Below are 20,425 nucleotides of genomic sequence, written 5' to 3' on the forward strand. Positions count from 1 at the left end.
GCATAGTGACCTTATTTTTCTGCATTTTGATACAAAGCAATGATTGTAAGCAGTCTATAAATCCATAAAATGGTAACCATCTTAGATACTTGCTATCTGTTGAATTTTTGCTCTTTTGTTTTTTATCATTTATTCATTTATAAGGAAGCCTTATGAAAACCACTCCAGCAGCTGAAAAACTACCAAATACTATTGATCCAAATTTAGACTTAGAACAAGTAAAAAAAGACTGCCAAAAATTGGTCAAAAAACGCGCCAAATATTCAGCTGGTGTCGCCGTCGTCCCTGTACCATTCTTTGATGTCGCGGTTGATGCAGGTATGCTTACCCAGCTACTACCTCAAATTAGCGAACGCTTTGGCCTGATTGAAGGTCGTGAATCAGCAGTCGATTTAGAGTCACGTGCTGTACATTGGGGTGCTTTAAAAGATCGTACTGTTGATTTCGCTGGTCTCATGGCGACACGCGGTATCGTCAAAAAGACTGTACAAGGCTTTGGTGGTCGTATCGCTGCCAAGCAAGTAACTAAGTTTATTCCTCTTGGTGGTCAAATGGTTGCAGCTACCATGGGCTATATGATTTTCAAAAAAATCGCGAATGACCATATTAATGAATGTTACAAACTAGCGAAAGACATTCAGAAAAAACAACATGGTAAAAATGTCTAAAATTATTAGATAAGCGCATAAAAATAAAACCAGCTAAGATAATTTGTCTTAGCTGGTTTTTTGATGGCAATTAAAGTATTTGTAAGCTCAATAGCAATTATGACAGTACAGCATGCATTCAGAAAATCTGTAAAGAACAGACCTTATCCAAGATTAAAACTCGTACTGCAAACCCAGTTGTACTGAACTGTCTCTATTATCCCGTGCAAAGGTGGTGTCCCCGTTTAGATAAGCATAAACGTTCTTGTGAACTTTGCTACTGACACCCAGGTCAAAACGTCCGTAATTATCATCGTTATCTTGAGTAATTCTAACCTCTCTCTTTTTACCATCAGCTAAAGCAGTCGCTGATAAATTAGCTATCAAGCCATCTTCAATGACATGCACGTAGGCAAGCTTGCTTTGTAACTTAACGGGCGTATCCGCCACATTGAAACGATACTGTAATTGGTAACCAAGCTCTGAATCCCACGCATCATTAGAGATATCGTCAATATCAAGAGCAGTACGAGAGTTAGCGTTGCCACTGGTATAACCATCGATGTCGATCTGGCTATAGTTGAGACCTAAATAAGCGCCATGAGCGACATTTTTATTAATAATAAAATTATAACCCAATTCATTGTGTGCGCTAAACACATCAGCATCAACGCTACCACGCTCATTATTATTGATGATATTGATACCATCATTCCCATCCAATCTTACCGTTCTATTGGTATCTAAATCATGTTGAGACAGGCTCAAAGACGTGGTATTCCACCAAGGTGTGTTTTTGCCACCCAGTAAAGAGTAAGCTTGAACACCATAGCTCGTGTCTTTTTTGATGCTATTTTCCATACTCTTATTGTTTTGATTGGCAGCCAGCAAACCTGCACCCATTCGCCAATTGGGCTGTAGAGTGTATTCGCCATATAGACCAATCTGTGCCCGTCTACTCTCTTCCATATCCTCAGTATCTATATAACTTTGAGAGCCATCAACCCAGACATGAGTACGCGAATCAGAATCGAGAGATGCAGGTTGATCAATAGCATTTAAAGCGAGAAAATTGGCACGCTCAAACACTGGTGAATGTGAATCAGTAGCGTTGTTTTTTAAATGCTCGCTCATCGTATTTTGCAGATTAATAGCACTCTTCATCGATTGCACGATGTCTGCATTGGTTTTCTCAACGATTAATCGAGTAATAATACGAGAATAATCACGCATTCTTTGAGCAATACGCGCCTCACCAAAGGCATCTACCAACACCTCTTCATTGTCTAATGCAGGATTGTGCCACGTATAACCATCTGGAATTTTTGGATTGTCAGTCTGCGTATAACCATCATAATAAGGACCTAAGCTCCAATTTGTCGCTTCAAATGCAACTACCGGCATAACACTATCAAAAGACTCTTGATCGCTACAACACCCTACACCATAAGGCTCGTATGGCTCAGTTTCACCTGGTGGAATAATGGCTGGGTTAACTTGGAAGTCAATGCCCAGCTCTTTTGCAATACGAAGCGCATTTTCACGCAAGCTCACGTTAGCTGCCACTTCTTGACCGTTATCGTCATACGCGTTTCGACCTGCATTGGCATACATAATGTCACCAGTGATTAAGCTATCTAAATTAACCATACCTAGCGCATTTGATTTTTTTGCTGCGCTCAGTGCTTCAACGAAAGCTTTTGAGCCATTGAGTCCGCCTTCTTCAGCACCGAAGGCGACGAACTGAACGTCCTGCTCGGCTTCGATACCATTCAAGTTTCTGACCAGTTCTGACAAGACTCCTGCGCCAGAGGCATTGTCATCCAAGGCTTGCAAGTTTTGGTAGTTTGGATAGGCTACAGCAGAATCGTAATGCGCCCCTACGAATAAGGTTCTATCGGTATCAGCCGTTCCTGATTGAGTCACCACTACATTATTACTAGTGAGCTGCTGGTCTTTAAATAATCCGTACGGGGCGGTAAAATCAAAAGTCCGAAGATCGACTTGATTATTGCTGCCATCGATAGTCATACGTTGTTGCATATAATCGGCAGCTTGTGATTCTGTATCAGAGCCTGTATATCTTCCAGAGTAGTTACGAGCAAGTGTTAACGCTGTCTCTGTGCCATAAGCCCCATATTCAGCGCCTGCCCATATCTGTGTCCCTGTCAATGCGGTCAGCACTGCAACCACTGACAAAGTAAGTTGTGATAATTTAATAGCCATTGCACCGCTCCTTGGTTGGGACGTATTTCACATTCGACCATAGCACTGACATTAATGGCAGAACTTATCTATGAATGTTCAACACGCCCTAAATAAATGTGACTAATAATAAAAATTAATTAAAAACAACATCATTTACAAGCTATAAAAATCTCAGGTTTGGAGGTTTATTTGCTATAGTCCGTTAAGCTACAAACACAACTGGAAACATTGAAGGGAAAACCATGAAAAAAATCTTAGTTTCAACCGTTATGCTTGCTACCTTCGCCCTAGCTGGATGTACAACCACAGGTGGCGTAAATACTAATGCGGGCACTGCGATGGGTACAGCGAACGAAATCGGTATGAACGTATTCAAGGCAGCTATTGATAACCAATGCCGCAGTCAGATTGAAAATCAAAGTGCTTGGCGTATTGCTAGCGCTGCCATGACTGAGACACAAGAAGAAGCGGTAAAAAGTAAAGTTTGTGGTTGCGTGAGTGAGCAAGCACCTCAACAAGTTACTATTGTTGAGTTGGGAAACGCTGCTATAGATTCAGCATACCGTACACAGTTAGTGGCAAAAGTCGTCGCCAAATCGTTGCAGAGCTGCTACGGCAGTATTGTTAAATAAGAAGTATTGTTAAATAAGAAGCATCGTTAAATAAGAAGCATCGTTAAATAAGAAGCATCACTAAACAACGATTCTGCTCAGAAAAAGCCGCTAACAAAGGGTGCGTTGGTCAGTCTTGACGCACCCTACTCCCTATTATGTACAATACACTGCGTAAAACAGTACAACACACTGCCTAACACCCTAAATATAGCCATTATCAAAAGAAAACACCTGAGCTCAAAAGACTTAATTTTTATTTGTTATAGATTAACTTGGCTACAAAGGGGCTGCTAGAGGCAGAATTTTATTACGAAAATATTTGGATTTACCATCAAGAACTTTATCAACTTCTTTGATTAAATCTTGGATGATGTCGTCGTAAATGCCATGATTTAACTCTTTTTCAAAAGGCGTATATGGATGTTTACGAGCTGCTGATCTCACCTCAGTTACACCTTGCTTGGTATAAAAAATATCGACTCGACCATCACTATTTAATACACAATTTAATTCTCCATTCTCGATCACCAGCTCTACACGTTCAGGCATGAAAATATAATCATCCACATCAATTAGCTTTTTTTCTACTTCTCGTTTTAAAAACGACTTAATATCAAACATAGATATATCCCTAACATTCAAATTTTTATAAAATCAATCTAAAATAACTTTCACGCAAGTTTGCCTATAATACAGACTCGCTGTTACTTACCTTCAGTTGAATACAGCAGACGTACAATCTTTAAAATTAATCACTTTACCTATCATAAGTTTTATATGAACTCTCAAACTTAAATTCATAAAGTATCTGCATTATTAGCTTTTAAAGTCTACCAACTATAGGGCTAATCATCGATTAACCCAGCATTTGTTCAAATATTTGATAAATAAAGCTTTATCTAACTATTTTATAAGAGACAACGCTTTTTTTTAAGATAGGAAATGTAAAACTGCGTGTGCTGTTAGTAAGATCAGGGATAATTGTTAATAGTGGTATCAGAGTCACTAAAAAATGGCATTACTATGTAGGAAAAGCAGGAAAAGCAGGAAAAGCAGGAAAAGCAAATATAGAACAACATAATAGCGGATGGTAGGATTAGCGCCATTATTACACTCCAATAAAAAAGGTGAGCTGCAAATTATGCGACTCACCTTTTTTAGTGTTAATTTTAGTGCTAATTAATCTCTTGCACATCATCAATCACACCCAGCCTTTCTCACGAAATGACTTTAACACTTTAATGAACACTGCCATCTCATCGGGTGTACCGAGTGTTAAGCGACTAAAACCTTCAATTGGTGGAAACTCGCGTCCGACCACAATGCCATGTTCTCGCATTCTTTCCATGTAGGTTTTTACATCGCCTTTGACTTCATGAAAAATAAAGTTGGCTTGTGAGGGCAAATGATGCAGACCCAGTTCGTCTAACGTCGCTTCAACCATTTCACGTGATTGATTAGTCATACGTAAGCTGCGCGCCAAAAAATCTTCGTCATCTAGCGTCGCGAGGACGGCCACTGCACCTGACAAATTGGTATTGTCTATGGACATAAAAGCTTCGATGGCAGTGGTCGTTTGCGGATTAGCAATGGCATAGCCCATGCGCATACCTGCCAGTGCACATAGTTTTGAGAAGGTACGCACGACAATCAGGTTAGCTGATAATTCTTGCTTTACCCACTCAACCCCACTCTCAAAACTTGGGTCTATAATGTACTCTGAATAAGCTTGATCTAATAAAAAGTAGTGATTCTCTGGAGCATCTTTTATCCAAGCTTTTAGCTTATTCGTTGCGGTGATGGTTGCCGTTGGATTGTTAGGATTGCAAAGATAAAACAAGCTAATGCCATCGAATTCGTTGGCTGCTTTTTGCAAGCTGTCAAAATCCAAATCGTAACTGTCAGGCGTGAGTGGTACTTTTACGACAGACTCACCGATAGAGAGTGCATACAATTCTGCATAAGCAAAAGTAGGATCAGGCACGATGACTTGGAATTGCTTACCTGCTTTTAAAGCTTTGGTTTGTAGCATTTGCACGACGGCTCGGATGTTTTCGCTGGAGCCATTACCTAGCGAGACGTGGCTTTCTGTCACGCCGTTTATTTCTGCAATTTTGCTAATGAGAGCGGCACGTTGATCGTCTGGATAACGAAATCCAGTATCAAAAGATTGTAGGATAGCTTGTTTGGCGGATTCTGCCATGCCAAGTGAGTTTTCGTTAGAGTTTAACTCTAGTAAGTTATGAGTATGCACAATGGATAATAGACCTAATTTGGAAGTGAATGATGGGGTGAATGGGTGCCATATTAAGTGGCATTGAATTTGATTACAAGGGGGTCTCATAAACAAACATGAGATACTTTTTTGGTATTAATTTTTACAGGCAAAAAGACCGTTTTTTAATTTTGAACATGTCATAAAAAAGGTGAGATGCAACTTATGCAACTCACCTTTTCTAATATTAATTAGTCCTGTTTCGTTCACTAATCTTTTAAAGTACCAATCATACCCAACCTTTTTCACGAAATGACTTTAGTACTTTGATAAATATTTCCATTTCATCAGGCGTGCCAAGCGTTAGGCGGTTGAACCCTATAACAGGAGGAAACTCTCGCCCAACCTTAATACCACTGTCTCGCATTCTAGCGATGTAGGTTTTTAAATCGCCTTTGATTTCATGAAAAATAAAATTGGTCTGGGATGGTAAGTAACGAAGTCCAAGCTCGTCTAATACGGTTTCAATCATCTGGCGCGACTGATTGGTCGTGCGCAAACTTAACTCTAAAAATTCTGCATCATTTAACGTCGCAATGGCGGCGACCGCACCTGATAAGTTGGTGTTATCCATAGACATAAACGCTTCGACAGCTTCAATAGCTTGCGGGTTAGAAATCGCATAGCCCACTCGCATACCAGCCAAGGCACATAACTTTGAGAAAGTATGAATCACAATAAGATTGTCTGATAATTCTTGTTTTACCCACTCAACCCCACTCTCAAAGCTTGGGTCATTCACGTATTCTAAGTAAGCTTGATCTAATAAAAAGTAGTGGTTGTCTGGTGCGTCACCTATCCATTTTTTAAGCTGTTTCGTTGATGTAATGGTTCCGGTTGGATTATTAGGATTGCAAAGATAAAGCAAACTAATCCCGTCAAACTCGTCGGCAGCTTTTTGCAGACTTTGAAGATCTAAATCATAGTTTTGGGCAGTTAATGGTATCTTGACTACGGACGCCCCAATTGAGTTTGCATACATTTCTGCACAATCAAACGTTGGCACAGGGATTACCATCTGAAACTCTCTGCCCTCTTTGAATGCTTTATGTTGCAGCATTTGAATGGTAGCTCGCATATTTTCAGTCGAGCCATTACCTAATGAGATTTGGTCTTCTGCCACGCCATGAATGGTGGCAATTTTGCTAATGAGTGCAGCGCGTGGATTATCTGGATAACGAAAACCTTCACTTAAAGATTCTGTAACGGCTTTTTTGGCAGAATCTGACATGCCTAGCGAGTTTTCGTTTGCATTTAACTCTATCATTTTATTATTTTGCATGATGGACGATACGCCTAAATGTCAGTGGATAATAAGATCAAATTTAATCATTGATATCATATTAAGTGGCATTTGGTATGATTACAAGTTTTCTAAACCCCAAACATTAGTTATTAATCCTATCCAACAAAAAGCTATCTTATTTCAAGCATTTAGCAGACCATAAAAAGGTGAGCTACAAATATGCAACTCACCTTTTTGTTAAATACAAATTGATATTAACTATTATCCAAGTAATTTGTTAAATTAAGTGTGCTTTTAGCTCAAGCACTTTATCTCTTGTCTTCGCTGCATCCTCAAACTTCAAATCACGCGAGAACTGTTTCATAAGCTTCTCAAGACGATTGATTTCTTTGGCAAGCAAATCAGGACTGCGCAAGATACTGATATCGACATCAGGCAGATGACTCTTAATTGGAATCACCTCATTATCATTGGCATTGAGATCATCACCAGTATCAATTTTATCGGTGATGTTCCGTCGCGCGCCTTTTGGCGTGATGTTATGTTCAAGGTTAAAGGCCACTTGTTTTTCGCGGCGACGATCCGTTTCTTCAATCGCTTTTTGCATACTGTTGGTGACACGGTCAGCATAGAGAATAGCCTTACCATTGATATGACGCGCGGCACGACCAATAGTCTGAATCAAAGCACGCTCAGAACGCAAGAAGCCCTCTTTATCCGCATCAAATATCGCCACCAATGATACCTCGGGCATATCCAAACCCTCACGTAGCAAGTTGATGCCGACCAGCACATCATGCACGCCAGTACGTAGTTCATGAATAATCTGCATACGTTCAACGGTATCGATATCCGAATGCAAATACGCGACTTTGACATCGTATTCTTTGAGATAGCTGGTCAAATCCTCTGACATGCGCTTGGTCAACGTGGTGATTAGCACACGCTCGTCTTTTTCACGGCGTTTGGTAATCTCCGATAGCACATCATCGACCTGTGTGAGCACGGGACGAATTTCAATCTCTGGATCAATCAGACCCGTTGGACGCACCACTTGCTCAACCACTTGCTCACTGTGTTCTAACTCATATAAGGCGGGCGTGGCGCTCACATAAATAGTTTTGGGCTTGATGCGTTCCCACTCTTCAAACTTCATCGGGCGGTTATTCATCGCACTTGGTAGACGGAAACCGTAATTGACCAAGTTTTCTTTGCGCGATCTATCGCCTTTATACATCGCGCCAATTTGCGAAACGGTCACGTGCGACTCATCGAGGAACAATAACGCATCCTCTGGAATATAATCAAACAGGGTCGGCGGCGCCTCCCCTGATGGACGACCAGAGAGATGCTGTGAGTAGTTTTCGATGCCGTTACAGTAGCCAAGCTGTTGAATCATCTCAAGGTCATACTGTGTGCGCTCTTTAAGACGCTGCGCTTCAATCAGCTTATTATTATCGCGGAAATACTCTAAACGTGGCTCAAGCTCCGCGCGAATAGTATGACTGGCCGCTTCTAGTTTATTACGCGGGGTCACATAATGCGATTTTGGATAAATAGTAATACGTGGAACCTTGCGTACCGTCTTACCAGTCAGTGGATCAAACCATGTAATTTTCTCGACTTCATTATCAAATAGATGCACACGCACAGCCAGCTGCTCAGATTCAGCTGGATAGATGTCTAATAACTCCCCGCGCAATCGATAAGTACCACGCCCGAAGTCCAGCTCGTTACGGGTATATTGCATCTCAACCAAACGCTTAATGGTCGCAGTACGATCTATTTTGTCGCCGACGACGATATGCAGTAGCATTTTCAAGTAACTTTCTGGATCACCTAAACCATAGATACACGATACCGAGGCGACAATAATCGCATCACGGCGCTCTAATAATGCCCGCGTTGCTGACAAGCGCATTTGGTCAATATGATCGTTAATAGCACTGTCTTTTTCGATAAAGGTATCACTGGCGGCGACATAAGCTTCGGGCTGATAATAGTCATAATAGCTGACAAAGTACTCAACCGCATTATTCGGAAAGAACGCTTTAAACTCACCATATAGCTGTGCAGCTAGGGTCTTGTTATGCGCCATGATAATGGTTGGACGCTGAGTTTCAGAGATTACCTTGGCCATGGTATAAGTCTTACCAGAACCAGTGACCCCAAGCAACAACTGCTCATCCATGCCAGAATTAATACCTTTGACTAACTTTTCAATCGCCTGCGGCTGATCCCCTGCTGGCTCAAAGTCCGTGACCATCTCAAAAGCACGACTCGATATTTGCGTCCCTGACGCATTGACACCACTAATTTCAGCTTCGCCTTGCAGCTGAGTGGCCAATTGGTTTAACTGACGCGACGAGCGCGGTTCAGGCATTCGCATAATGGCTTTCTTCCTGGTATTTATAAAAGGTTATAAGAGGTAAGGTTTAAAACAATATGGGGGTCAAACTACTCTTTTTAAAGGATAATTGCAGGTTTTATCGCTAGGATTGACTGACGGCTAATCTAGTGATTAAGACGCAAAAATATACAATAAAGAGGTTAGAAACTCAGGTATATTTTATCGATAGAGCATCTTAATTATCAAACATAACGAACCAAGGAATATACTATGAAAGGCAACTGTTTGTGCGGCAACGTAACGATTGAAGTAGAAGACATCAATACTTTTGAGGCATGCCATTGCGGAATGTGTCGGCGCTGGGGCAGTGGACCTTTGATGGCGGTACATAGTCAATCAAAACCTAATATTAAAGGTCAGGAATCGATAACTGTATATCAATCATCTGAGTGGGCTGAGCGTGCATTTTGTAATAAATGTGGCACTAATCTGTATTACCATCAACTTGGTTCTGAGGTTTATGTATTGTCACTAGGACTATTCCAAGAGCATGCCAACCTTAACTTTGCTAGCCAAATATTTATTGATAAAAAACCTGACTATTACGAATTTGCTAACGATACTGAAAATCTTACTCAGCAACAACTGTTCGATAAATTTGCTGAGAAAGGCATCACCACGGCCAAAAAGTAATCATCATACGCATTAAATCCATGTTGAATAGCCTTATATTTTCTTCTAGCGTTACAAAGCTTTTCACGATTAACAAAGTCATTACACGACCACTTAATAAAGCCTAACGCTTAAGGGTTCAATCATCGATTTAAGCTGTTATTATCATTAATGAATTAACGAGCAACACCCAAGCAGAATGTTAGTCAGGATTTCATACTGATTGTAAAAGCTAATGCATCATTTCTGCTTAAGAAATATATTAATAAAGAACTATTAATCATAGAATTTCTAGACTCAATAAAATAAATCTAACTAATGGAGCAAGATATGAGAGAACGTTACGCAAGTGGTATAAACGACGACACTGCTAAAAAAATGGTCGATCTACTAAACGCTAATCTAGCCAACTTAATCGATTTAAGTATGGACAGTAAACAGTGTCATTGGAATCTACAAGGTACTGGCTTTATCGGTGTACATCAGTTATTAGATGACACTTATGGTCGTTTGACTGAGGCTTTTGACACTGTCGCTGAACGTATTGTTATCCTTGGCGGCAAAGCCAATGGTATCTCTAAGCGTGTGGTTGAGGACTCTATCTTAGAAACTTATCCAACTGACATTACTGAAGTTGATCAACATGTTCGTGAGCTGACCAATCGCTATAAGACAATTGCAGCATCATTGCGTGAAGCGATCGATACCGCTGGAGATGCTGGTGATGAAGATACCGCTGATCTATTAACTGAAATTAGCCGTATCGTTGACAAAGATGCTTGGTTCATCGGTGCAAACGCGCCAAAATCATAAATTTTTTATAAACTTAGCTAACTAATAGCTTTGATATATAAAAATTTGATACATAAAAGCTAGTATAAAACTGAATATGAATGCAAAAAGGTCACCGTAATTGGTGACCTTTTTTTGCCTGTCGTTTAAAACTTAAATACTCACTCAGTAATACTTATTCAGCGTTATAAAAGTTACTAGAATGTCAGCTTTGATAATTGCTATCTACCAGTTTGACAGAAATATCAGACAGCCTCACTACTTTCTAGACTCAAAATTTCGGCATTGGGCACGGAGAGTGTCAGAATAGCCTCTTGAAATAACGGATCTGCACGGAATTGGTTTTCAATATCTTCGAATTTTTGTGCGATTTTTTCTTCTTTTTGATTGCCAGCAATATCTACTGCCGCTACCATAAATATCTTTTTGGGTCCGACCCACTCTAAATGCAGATACGAGACACTATCGATATCAGGATGATTGAGCAGCTCGACTAACGCATAATTGTGTATGCTATCTGTTACTTTATATCCGACTAAAAAATCACGATTACGGCTGATTAGAAAGATGGCTACTACTCCTAATAGTAGGCCAACAATGATGGAGCCAAGTGCATCCCAAAACGGCTGCCCAGTATAAGCATGCATACCCATTGCCGCAGCAGCGATAACCAAGCCAATAACAGCTGCCAAATCTTCAAAGAATACACCACGTAAAGTTGGGTTTGAAGTATTAACAACATAACCAATGGCGCTAACATTAATCGCTTTGCCATGTTTTTTGCTTTGTAAGTAAGCTTGTATTAACGAAAAACCTTCAAGTACAAAAGCTACCGCTAATACGATAAAGCCGATAGTGTAGTTAGTTTCACTCTCAGCAGCATTCCATTCGGTGATGCCTGTATAAATAGAAACGATGGAACCTGCCATAAAGACGCCAAAAGCCGCAATCATTGACCACACATAGGACTCTTTACCGTAGCCTAGCGGATGGCTTTCATCAGCAGGTTTAATAGCCTTTTTTTCTGCGACAATTAATAAGGTGCCGTTACCCGCATCTGCCCAAGAGTGCGCTGACTCCGCTATCATAGAGGCAGAGCCAGTCATAAATGCAGCCACTGTTTTTGCAATAGCAATGATAAGGTTTGCCCCGACTGCAATAAGTACCGTAACTAATGACCCAGAATGTTGATCGTCGTTATTAGATGCAAAGTTAGAGGCCTTATCAGGAGCAGAACTAGAATTGGACTCTTCAGTGGGATTACCAGCACCGCGAGCACGATGACTGCGCGGCGCTGACTGGCTATTAATATGGCCATGTAGATTGGTTTTCGAGGGCTTCAAACTCATAATAGTCTCAATAAAATAATGAATGTTTAATCACTATATTTACTATATGGTTTACGGCAGTTACCTTGCTGTTTAGAACAACAGATACTTTGCTATTTAAAATAAAAGCCAGCCCAGTCTGAGATATGGCCTAGTCTAAGATAAAGTAATCAGTCGCTTTTTTTAGCATTATCATTAGTGGCACTAGCTGAATTTCCAATCATTTCATCGATATCACAGCTAGGACGTTGTGAGCTATTCATGCGCAGATTTTTACGCTCCAAACCTGCATCAAAGCGACATTGCTGCATGGCATTTTTAATATCAAGCGGCGGAATAGGTGTCGGCTTACCATTATCATCGATAGCTACCATGGTGAAATAGCAGCTATTGGTATGGCGAATGGTACGCGCGCGCACATCTTCTGCTTCAACGCGAATACCAATTTCCATAGAAGTTGTGCCCACGTAATTGACACTCGCGGCAAAGGTGACCAGCTCACCAACATAAATGGGCTCACGGAACATCACTTGATCGACGGACAGCGTCACCACATAACTACCGCTATAACGACTGGCACAAGCATAAGCGACCTGATCAAGCATTTTAAGCAAATCACCACCATGTACATTACCAATGAAGTTTGCCATATCAGGCGTCATTAGCACCGACATATAGAGCTCATGGTTTAATGGGGCTTTTTTGGCCGTTGAAGTGGTGTTTAATTGTGGCATAGTTTTCCCAGTTCGCTATTATCAGTTAAAGGTGGCGTGCATAATTGGCAATAGTGTAACGCAAACCAGCTGTTTTATGACAGCTTTATGATAGTGTCCGGTCGGTCAGCATCAGCGGTTAATCAATATTTCGAGCTACTCATCACTGTCAATTTAACTAGCTCAGCCAGTGAAAACGATAAGCCAGCCATGCCACAATAGCACTGACAGAACCTGTTAATAACCCGCCCCATACGAAATCCACTAAGGCAGTATCTAACGTAAAGCCTTTATATAACGCAAGATTGGTAAAGTCATAAGTACCGTAAGCCATTAGTCCTATTAACCCGCCCAGTAAAAAAATATGACCGATCGAAGCACCTGCTTTAATTTGCGGGTAAAGAATCAATATGCAGAGAGCTAATAGATAAAACATGTAAAACACGCCAGCCGCGACCATATTTGGCTCATCAGCGAGTAAGTGTCCGATACGCTTTTCATAGAATAAGCCTGTCATAGTCTTAAGCCAGACCGCGTCGATACCTAAAAATATAACAACCGCAGCAAGGTAGATAAATACATAACCCATGATAATATCCTTTTATGATGGTAACTAAGCATGAGACACGCTTGCAGCATTGCTTATTATTACGCTAATTATACCTAAGCTGACACCAGGGCTGCTGGCGAATCAGAAAAATGCAGCGAATCGATATTGTCCTTCTTAACTGCTGTTACCTGTACTACTCCAATCGTACGCTCCAAAAAGCCGCCTTCACAGTAGCAGAAATAAAATTCCCACAAACGAATAAATGCCTCGTCGTAACCGAGCGCTTTAATCTCTTCACGTTGCGCCATAAAAGCAGTACGCCAATCGCGCAATGTATAAGCATAATCAAAGCCGTAATCATGCAATTGCTTAATGACCATGTCTGTCTGTTCGGTAAATTGAGTATTTAGCTCTTGGTTGGATAGCAAACAACCACCAGGGAAAATATGTGTCTGGATAAAGTCGACCGATTCTAGATAATCTTCATAATCTTGATCATTAAAGGTGATGGCTTGTAGCACCATCAGTCCTGTAGGCTTGAGTAAGCTATTACATTTAGCAAAGAACGTTGGCAGATATTCATGACCAACTGCCTCTATCATCTCAATACTTACTAGCTTGTCGTAATTCCCTGTCAGCTCACGATAATCTTGTTTAAGCAGAGTAATCTTATCAGACAGTCCTGCCGCCTCGACTCGGCGATGCGCCTCCTGATACTGAGCGTCAGAGATGGTCGTCGTCGTTACCTGACAGCCATAATGCTTGGCCGCGTAAATCGCAAAACCGCCCCAGCCTGTGCCGATTTCAATGACATGATCATCAGCCGTCAATTGTAAGCGCTGACAAATCAGTGCCAGCTTATGCTGCTGTGCCTCTGCAAGCGTTGTATCAGGTGTCATGTATACCGCTGATGAGTACATCATAGTCGGGTCTAAAAAGCGCTCGTACATGGCATTACCCAAATCATAATGCGCTAGAATATTAGATTTGGAGCCAGCCTGATCGTTACCGCGCAGTTGATGCTTGGCTTTCTCTAAGGTTTTACTTAGACCTGCAAAGCGATTTTCCAAACTGTTCAGCACTGCTAAATTGCGTGCAGCCAGCCGTATTAAACCAGTCAAATCATCAGTATCCCACTCACCCTCAATATAGCTATCGGCAAGTGCAATAGAGCCGCCAAATAATAATCGACGATAGACATTACTGTCATGAATTGTCAGAGTAACGTCTAACGAGTGCCGACCCACTGCTGAGCTGCTTATTACGCTTGATTGCTTGCTACCGAAGCTGTTTGTCTTCGGTGCTCGCTCGTCAAAATCTTCAATCAAAGTGATGCTACCGAATTGAAGATAGCTAAGCGCACGGCATATTGCCTTTCTAGCCAAGTAATTTACACTCTTATTAACTGGCTTTAAGATAGCGTTGTTACTGACCGTTTTGCTTAAACGCGCAGTAATTTTATCTAGTTTTGATGTAGGTGTACGGTCGGTTGGGCTTGCTGGCATCGTGCTATTATCCTTTTATATTTTAAAGCGGAAATTTTCTATTAGGATTGACGGTCACTCTTACTAAGAGATATCTTTAGAATCTTTGACGTCCTGCTGACTATCAGCCAGCTTTTCATCATAATTGATATAAGGAACTTTTTTGATAGCATAGAGCTTGAAAGCATGCCAATAAATACGTGTCAGCGACGTAAAATTCATTAACGGATTTTTCCGCAGACTGTCACGAATTGTCGTCTGTGTCATCGGTATACCGGACATCTTGACCCCTGTTTTTAATACTTCACCACGCGCGTCACTTATGTTGATAGCGATGCGAACTTGCAAGCAATTATCTGACTGTTTTTTTACCTTTACCTGCCAGCGATACAGCTGATCTATCGGGTTAAATGGTGAAACATGAAAGTCTTTATCGTGGCAAAACTTGGTGTCAGTACCGTCTAATAAAAACCCATAATAGTGACGTTTGTCCCATGGTGTGTTGGAAACCTCTGCGAGCAGATGCGTAGGTATTTGCTCCTTATCAAAACCCAAGTAAAAATTGACTGGGCTAAAATATAGTCCAACATTGCGGCAGACTACCATGCCCATCATTTCACCTGCCGGAGCACTACCTGCATGCTCAATGAACGCTTTTTTTAAGCGCTGTTCGAGAGTTTCAGCACTATTTAAACCATTCTTCTTGTCGTTATCAGCATCATCGTCATCTACACTTGGATGTAAATAATCATCTGCACAGAACTGCTGCAATGCTTTTTTTTTCGCTGAAAATAGCAGTAAGCCTTTTATACCGATACGCTTATTTAACATTGATTTGGCTAAGGCTAATGTGCTCACTTCCGGTAATAACTCTCCCGCTGCTAGCGCACTGATATTGACACCCCAATAACGATACGGATAAGCAAATTTGTGCACGCTTGGTAGCAACCGACTATGCCACGTTGTCCCATGAAACAATTGATGCGGCAACATATTAGAGACTTGTGGTAACTCATGAATTGGCATGGTGTCAGACGGATGGGCTGAAGTAGTCATAATGTGCTCTTATATAATGATATTATTGCACTGCTATGCATTTTTAGCTTTGCGACGGCCGAATAAGCCTCGTTTTTTCTTATTATTAAATGCTTTTACAGCTGGTTGTAAAGTTGCGATATAGTCCACCAGCTCTTGATTGGTAGTAGCCGTCATTACGTGACGTTTTTTGAGTTTGCGTGCTTTCTTATCTGCCTTTACTGGCAAGTCTCTATAACGAAATGGCGTGTGTGTGCTATCACTATGGGGTAGGTGATTTGGATCGACTTCATCTTTAATATCAATCGTACTACCCAATGCCTGACAGACACGCAGGCCACTACGTACGCCATCTTCATGAAAGCCATTGAACCAATATGCTCCGCAAAAATGCGTATGTAGACCACTACCCGATATGCGCGACCACTGAGCTTGTGCAGCAATCATCTCGTTGTCGAATACGGGATGGTTATAGTCAATACTTTTAATGACCTGCGCTGGATCAATATCTTTATTTAGCGTGACTAGATAATTATGCTGCTTGGTCAAACGCTGCAAGATATTCATATGATAAGTCAATACTGGCTTCGCAGATGCTTGTTGTTCGCGTTCACCAGTCTTATCCTGAGCTTTATCTTTACTGTCAATCAAGTAATTCCAACTGGCCCATGCTAGTGATTTCTTTGGCAATACTTCGGTATCGGTATGCAGCACCGCCGTATTATTAGTAAACTGAAATTGTCCCAGTACTTCACTCTCATCAGGACTGGCATCTTTCAGTAATTTTAGCGCCGTATCTGCATGACAAGCAAAGATAACGTCATCAAAGGTTAGCTGTTGCGCATTGTTATTGGCATCTTTATCAATGACGTTTAACGTCACTTTATTGTCATGCCGAGTGACCGATTGCACCGGACTATTGACTCGCACAGTACCGCCGGTTTTAACGAAACGCGTCACTAACTTATTAACATACTGCTTAGAGCCACCTTTGATAGTGAACCATTGCGGACGATTAACCACATCGAGCAAGCCATGGTTATCAAAAAACTGGGCAAAGAATACCAATGGCGTATCTTGTACTTTTTCTAGACTGGTTGACCAGATTGCTGAGACCATCGGCAATAGATAGTTATCGGTAAACAAAGCGCCATAACGCTTACTCGTCAGATAGCTACCTAGGGTTTGCTCAGTAAAACCCCTAACATCCTGCCCTTGTGCGCGCGCTGTCTCATAGTCTTGACGCAATTGACGGATATGTTTATTGAACTGCAAAATATCAGTCATAAACGCCCAAAACTTAGGATTAAGGACATTTTTGCGCTGCGATAATAAGGTGTTAAGCGTATGACCGTTATATTCAAAGTTGCGAGCGGTATTCTTCACTGAAAAGCTCATATCCGTTGCTTGAAACGGTACTTGCAAGTCATGCAATAAACGAAAAAAATTAGGGTAAGTACGCTCGTTAAAGACAATAAAACCCGTATCTATTGCACTATTCTCCACTTTATTTTCTTTTGACTTTTTGCCATATTGCAATGTCACATCAATCGTATTTACATGCCCGCCAATATAATCGCTGGCCTCAAACACTGTTACTTCATGGAGCTTTGCCAAATAATGGGCACAAGTTAACCCTGCTACCCCAGAACCGATAATAGCGACACTTTTTGTTGCTTGATCATTGACTGCTTGATCATTGACTGTCTGGTTAGCTTGTACTGGTTGTTGCTTTACAGTTTTTGGTTGATCAGATACATGCTGACGGCGAAAAAATGGCATAAAACTTTCCTTGGTGTTCTATTTAATAAGACATTACTTAGCTTGATAATGGGTCGTTTAGCTAACTATTTTTTATTCATTTTTTCACTGACTTGTTGCCAGACCGTATCCGGCAATGCGCCTAACGTCTTTAATGATAGCGTTAGTCTTCTGGGAAATTCAATGACCTCATCGCCATCTTTGATACCTTGACGAATAGCAAAACTTGCTTGCTCAGGCGTCTGTATAAACGGCATTGGAAAGTCATTTTGCTGCGTCATTGGCGTTTTTACAAAACCTGGTACCACTAAACTAACATCGACATGGTGCGGTGCTAGGCTAATTTGCAAGGTTTTCATTAAGTAATGAATCGCAGCTTTCGAGCTACCGTAAGCTTCCGCACGGGCAAATGGCACATAAGCCGAAGCAGAACCAAGGCCGACTAAACGTCCTTTTGAGGCAATGAGTTTGGGCAACACGCCTTCGATAGCATGTGATAGCGTACCCATATTGACCGACATGACTTTCATAAAGACGCTACTATCAAAATTGGGCATATCTAAATACTCACACATGCCTGCGCCACAAATCGCTAAATCAATTTGATTTACTTTGTCAAAGGCCTCGATGACCTTGTCGCGATCCATCAGATCTAAATCAATCGGTGTTGCGCCTAGGTCTTTTAGCTCTGCTAATGCCTTGTCATCACGCCCAACCGCGTACACTTCATGACCATCTTGTAAGTAGTCCTTTGCCAATTGATAGCCAATACCAGAGGTTGCACCAGTGATTAAAATATGTAGTTTTCTAGGAGAGTCCGTCATCGTAAGATCCTTTTTTGAGTGGTCTTTTTTCAGTAGTTCTTTGAAGTAGCTTGTTAAATACCGAAATTTTTATAAATTCAAAAATATGAATATGTTAAGAGATAATACTAGGTATCTCTGTTAGCAATAATCTTATCGAAACTTCTAATTCATTTAATAAAACTAAATAATAGGCAGTTAAATAATTATAGTATAAGGACTGATAATTACTGTTGTAACTTCGCAAGATGTTTCTTATAAATGTTGTTGTTTAGAACCAACTTTCTTTCTTACACTAGCCACAGCAATGCCCTATTGCCAATTAAGACAGCGCAATATCAGCATGCTACAATGCCAAGAATGAACTTATTAAAGTTAATATAAAGGCCTTCATGGATTTATATTCAACCCAGCCTTCCAGTTTTTACCCCGTACTAACGATAACTAATAACGCTATATAATTAGCCTTGATTACCCAACTTTTACTCCCCGCTAAAAAGGAGCTCTCATGAGCGAATTGCAACTGTCTGACCGCGTCAACAACATTAAACCATCACCTACCCTAGCTATTACTAATAAAGCCAAAGAGCTAAAAGCGTCTGGTAAAGACATCATTGGTTTGGGCGCAGGCGAGCCTGACTTTGATACCCCAGAACACGTAAAACAAGCAGCAATTCAAGCGATTAACGAAGGTTTTACTAAGTACACCGCTGTCGATGGCACCCCAGAGCTTAAAAAAGCCATTATTGAGAAGTTCAAGCGTGATAATGACCTCAGCTATGAGCCTAATGAGATTTTGGTATCGGTCGGTGGCAAGCAGTCATTCTTTAACCTTGCGCAAGCTTTTATCAATCCAGGTGATGAAGTCATCATTCCAGCACCGTATTGGGTCAGCTATCCTGACATGGTTATCATCGCTGAAGGTGTGCCAGTCATTGTGAAGTGTCCAGCTGAGCAAGACTTTAAAATCACTGCCGAACAGTTAGAAGCGGCCATCACTGACAAAACCAAATTGTTGGTGCTGAATAGCCCCTCTAACCCAACGGGCATGATTTATACCTTAGATGAGCTAAAAGCCATCGCTGAGGTGCTCAAAAAGCATCTACAAGTTTATGTAGTCTCAGATGATATGTATGAGCACATTCGCTGGACAGGTGATAAGTTCTACAACATCTTAAATGCCGCACCTGAGCTAAAAGAGCGTGCGATTATTTTAAATGGCGTATCAAAAGCGTATGCGATGACTGGTTGGCGTATTGGTTATGCAGGTGGCCCTGCTAAATTAATCGGCGCAATGAAAAAAGTACAATCACAATCAACCTCATGCCCAGCATCGATCAGTCAAGTCGCTGCCGAAGCGGCTATCAGCGGTGACCAAAGCGTATTGACGCCTATGGTCGAAGCTTTCGAGAAGCGTTGTGACCTCGTCGTCGATGGCTTAAATGCGATTAAAGGCATTACTTGTCTGCGTCCTGATGGCGCATTCTATGTCTATCCTAATGTCGTGCCATTGATTAAAGCGGCTGGTCTCTCGTCTTGTACTGAATTCTCAGAATGGTTATTGGAAAAAGTCGGTGTCGCGGTCGTCCCTGGTGATGCATTTGGTCTTGGTGGCTACATGCGTATCTCATATGCCACTGATGAAGCTACTTTAAAAGATGCCCTATCACGTATTGAAAAAGCGGTTGCAGACCTTGATGTTACTGAGTAAGTTTTAGTAGAAACTCGTTTAAAAATAGCTGACTTAATAGTAAGTTTTAAACTAAAAAAGACGTCTATGATATCTATCGTAGGTGTCTTTTTTCATATATTTCTTAAATTTTTCAACTTCAAAAATACGCTTATAACGGGATTTGTAAGCACAGAAAAATATAATTTTTGTAGAAAATGCGAAAAAAGCTTGACGTATCTTTTATTTTTGCTAGAATACGCCCCACTTAGCAAGAA

17 protein-coding genes are annotated in these 20,425 nt (G+C 41.0%); 5 read left to right on the forward strand and 12 right to left on the reverse strand.

The window, feature by feature from the left end; translation table 11 throughout:
• Positions 1–152 precede the first annotated feature (152 nt).
• Positions 153–668, forward strand: coding sequence for a hypothetical protein (locus tag AK823_RS09435; protein ID WP_068036713.1), 516 nt, complete (start codon positions 153–155; stop codon positions 666–668).
• Between the two features lie 153 nt (positions 669–821).
• On the opposite strand, the gene AK823_RS09440 is transcribed toward AK823_RS09435, so the two are convergent.
• On the reverse strand, positions 822–2,873 hold the full coding sequence (locus tag AK823_RS09440; RefSeq protein WP_068328560.1) for an autotransporter domain-containing protein: 2,052 nt from the start codon (positions 2,871–2,873) through the stop codon (positions 822–824).
• Between the two features lie 224 nt (positions 2,874–3,097).
• Between AK823_RS09440 and AK823_RS09445 the strand changes: the two genes are divergently transcribed.
• Entirely contained in the window at positions 3,098–3,487 is a 390-nt protein-coding gene (locus AK823_RS09445) for a hypothetical protein (RefSeq protein WP_068036715.1), read from the forward strand.
• Between the two features lie 258 nt (positions 3,488–3,745).
• Here the strand turns inward: AK823_RS09445 and AK823_RS09450 are convergent, their stop codons facing one another.
• From AK823_RS09450 to uvrB, 4 genes are all read right to left on the reverse strand, one after another.
• The gene (locus AK823_RS09450) at positions 3,746–4,090 is read right to left on the reverse strand and encodes a hypothetical protein (RefSeq protein WP_068036716.1); all 345 of its coding nucleotides are present in this window, start codon (positions 4,088–4,090) and stop codon (positions 3,746–3,748) included.
• Positions 4,091–4,670: 580 nt separating this feature from the next.
• Positions 4,671–5,723 (reverse strand): histidinol-phosphate transaminase, encoded by a 1,053-nt coding sequence (locus tag AK823_RS09455; RefSeq protein WP_228138840.1) that lies wholly within the window; start codon positions 5,721–5,723, stop codon positions 4,671–4,673.
• Between the two features lie 250 nt (positions 5,724–5,973).
• Entirely contained in the window at positions 5,974–7,026 is a 1,053-nt protein-coding gene (locus tag AK823_RS09460) for a histidinol-phosphate transaminase (RefSeq protein WP_068328562.1), read from the reverse strand.
• A gap of 241 nt (positions 7,027–7,267) precedes the next feature.
• Complete coding sequence (uvrB, locus tag AK823_RS09465; protein WP_068328566.1) at positions 7,268–9,379, reverse strand: excinuclease ABC subunit UvrB; 2,112 nt, start codon at positions 9,377–9,379, stop codon at positions 7,268–7,270.
• 231 nt (positions 9,380–9,610) lie between these two features.
• Here uvrB and AK823_RS09470 point away from each other — a divergent pair, with 231 nt between their 5' ends.
• Both AK823_RS09470 and dps read left to right on the forward strand, forming a co-directional pair.
• Positions 9,611–10,033: a GFA family protein gene (locus AK823_RS09470; RefSeq protein WP_068328568.1), complete on the forward strand. Its 423-nt coding sequence runs from the start codon at positions 9,611–9,613 to the stop codon at positions 10,031–10,033.
• Between the two features lie 309 nt (positions 10,034–10,342).
• On the forward strand, positions 10,343–10,825 hold the full coding sequence (gene dps, locus AK823_RS09475) for a DNA starvation/stationary phase protection protein Dps (protein WP_068036726.1): 483 nt from the start codon (positions 10,343–10,345) through the stop codon (positions 10,823–10,825).
• Between the two features lie 224 nt (positions 10,826–11,049).
• On the opposite strand, the gene AK823_RS09480 is transcribed toward dps, so the two are convergent.
• The 7 genes from AK823_RS09480 to AK823_RS09510 all read right to left on the reverse strand — a co-directional run bounded on the left by AK823_RS09480 (position 11,050) and on the right by AK823_RS09510 (position 18,499).
• Positions 11,050–12,153 (reverse strand): cation diffusion facilitator family transporter, encoded by a 1,104-nt coding sequence (locus AK823_RS09480; protein ID WP_068328571.1) that lies wholly within the window; start codon positions 12,151–12,153, stop codon positions 11,050–11,052.
• Positions 12,154–12,302: 149 nt separating this feature from the next.
• Positions 12,303–12,866 carry an acyl-CoA thioesterase gene (locus AK823_RS09485; RefSeq protein ID WP_068328573.1) on the reverse strand — a complete coding sequence of 188 codons (564 nt, stop codon included), beginning with the start codon at positions 12,864–12,866 and terminating at the stop codon, positions 12,303–12,305.
• A 157-nt stretch (positions 12,867–13,023) separates the two neighbouring features.
• Positions 13,024–13,434, reverse strand: coding sequence for a DUF2177 family protein (locus AK823_RS09490; RefSeq protein WP_068036731.1), 411 nt, complete (start codon positions 13,432–13,434; stop codon positions 13,024–13,026).
• 74 nt (positions 13,435–13,508) lie between these two features.
• Positions 13,509–14,900, reverse strand: a complete 1,392-nt coding sequence (locus tag AK823_RS09495; RefSeq protein ID WP_068328576.1) for a cyclopropane-fatty-acyl-phospholipid synthase family protein — start codon at positions 14,898–14,900, stop codon at positions 13,509–13,511.
• A gap of 63 nt (positions 14,901–14,963) precedes the next feature.
• Complete coding sequence (locus tag AK823_RS09500; protein ID WP_068328578.1) at positions 14,964–15,935, reverse strand: DUF1365 domain-containing protein; 972 nt, start codon at positions 15,933–15,935, stop codon at positions 14,964–14,966.
• Between the two features lie 33 nt (positions 15,936–15,968).
• The gene (locus tag AK823_RS09505; protein WP_068328581.1) at positions 15,969–17,696 is read right to left on the reverse strand and encodes an FAD-dependent oxidoreductase; all 1,728 of its coding nucleotides are present in this window, start codon (positions 17,694–17,696) and stop codon (positions 15,969–15,971) included.
• Positions 17,697–17,761: 65 nt separating this feature from the next.
• Complete coding sequence (locus tag AK823_RS09510) at positions 17,762–18,499, reverse strand: SDR family NAD(P)-dependent oxidoreductase (RefSeq protein WP_068328584.1); 738 nt, start codon at positions 18,497–18,499, stop codon at positions 17,762–17,764.
• A gap of 487 nt (positions 18,500–18,986) precedes the next feature.
• Here AK823_RS09510 and AK823_RS09515 point away from each other — a divergent pair, with 487 nt between their 5' ends.
• Entirely contained in the window at positions 18,987–20,189 is a 1,203-nt protein-coding gene (locus AK823_RS09515; protein ID WP_068328587.1) for a pyridoxal phosphate-dependent aminotransferase, read from the forward strand.
• Positions 20,190–20,425 lie beyond the last annotated feature (236 nt).

Origin of the sequence: Psychrobacter sp. P2G3, assembly GCF_001593285.1 — a bacterium.
GTDB lineage: Bacteria > Pseudomonadota > Gammaproteobacteria > Pseudomonadales > Moraxellaceae > Psychrobacter.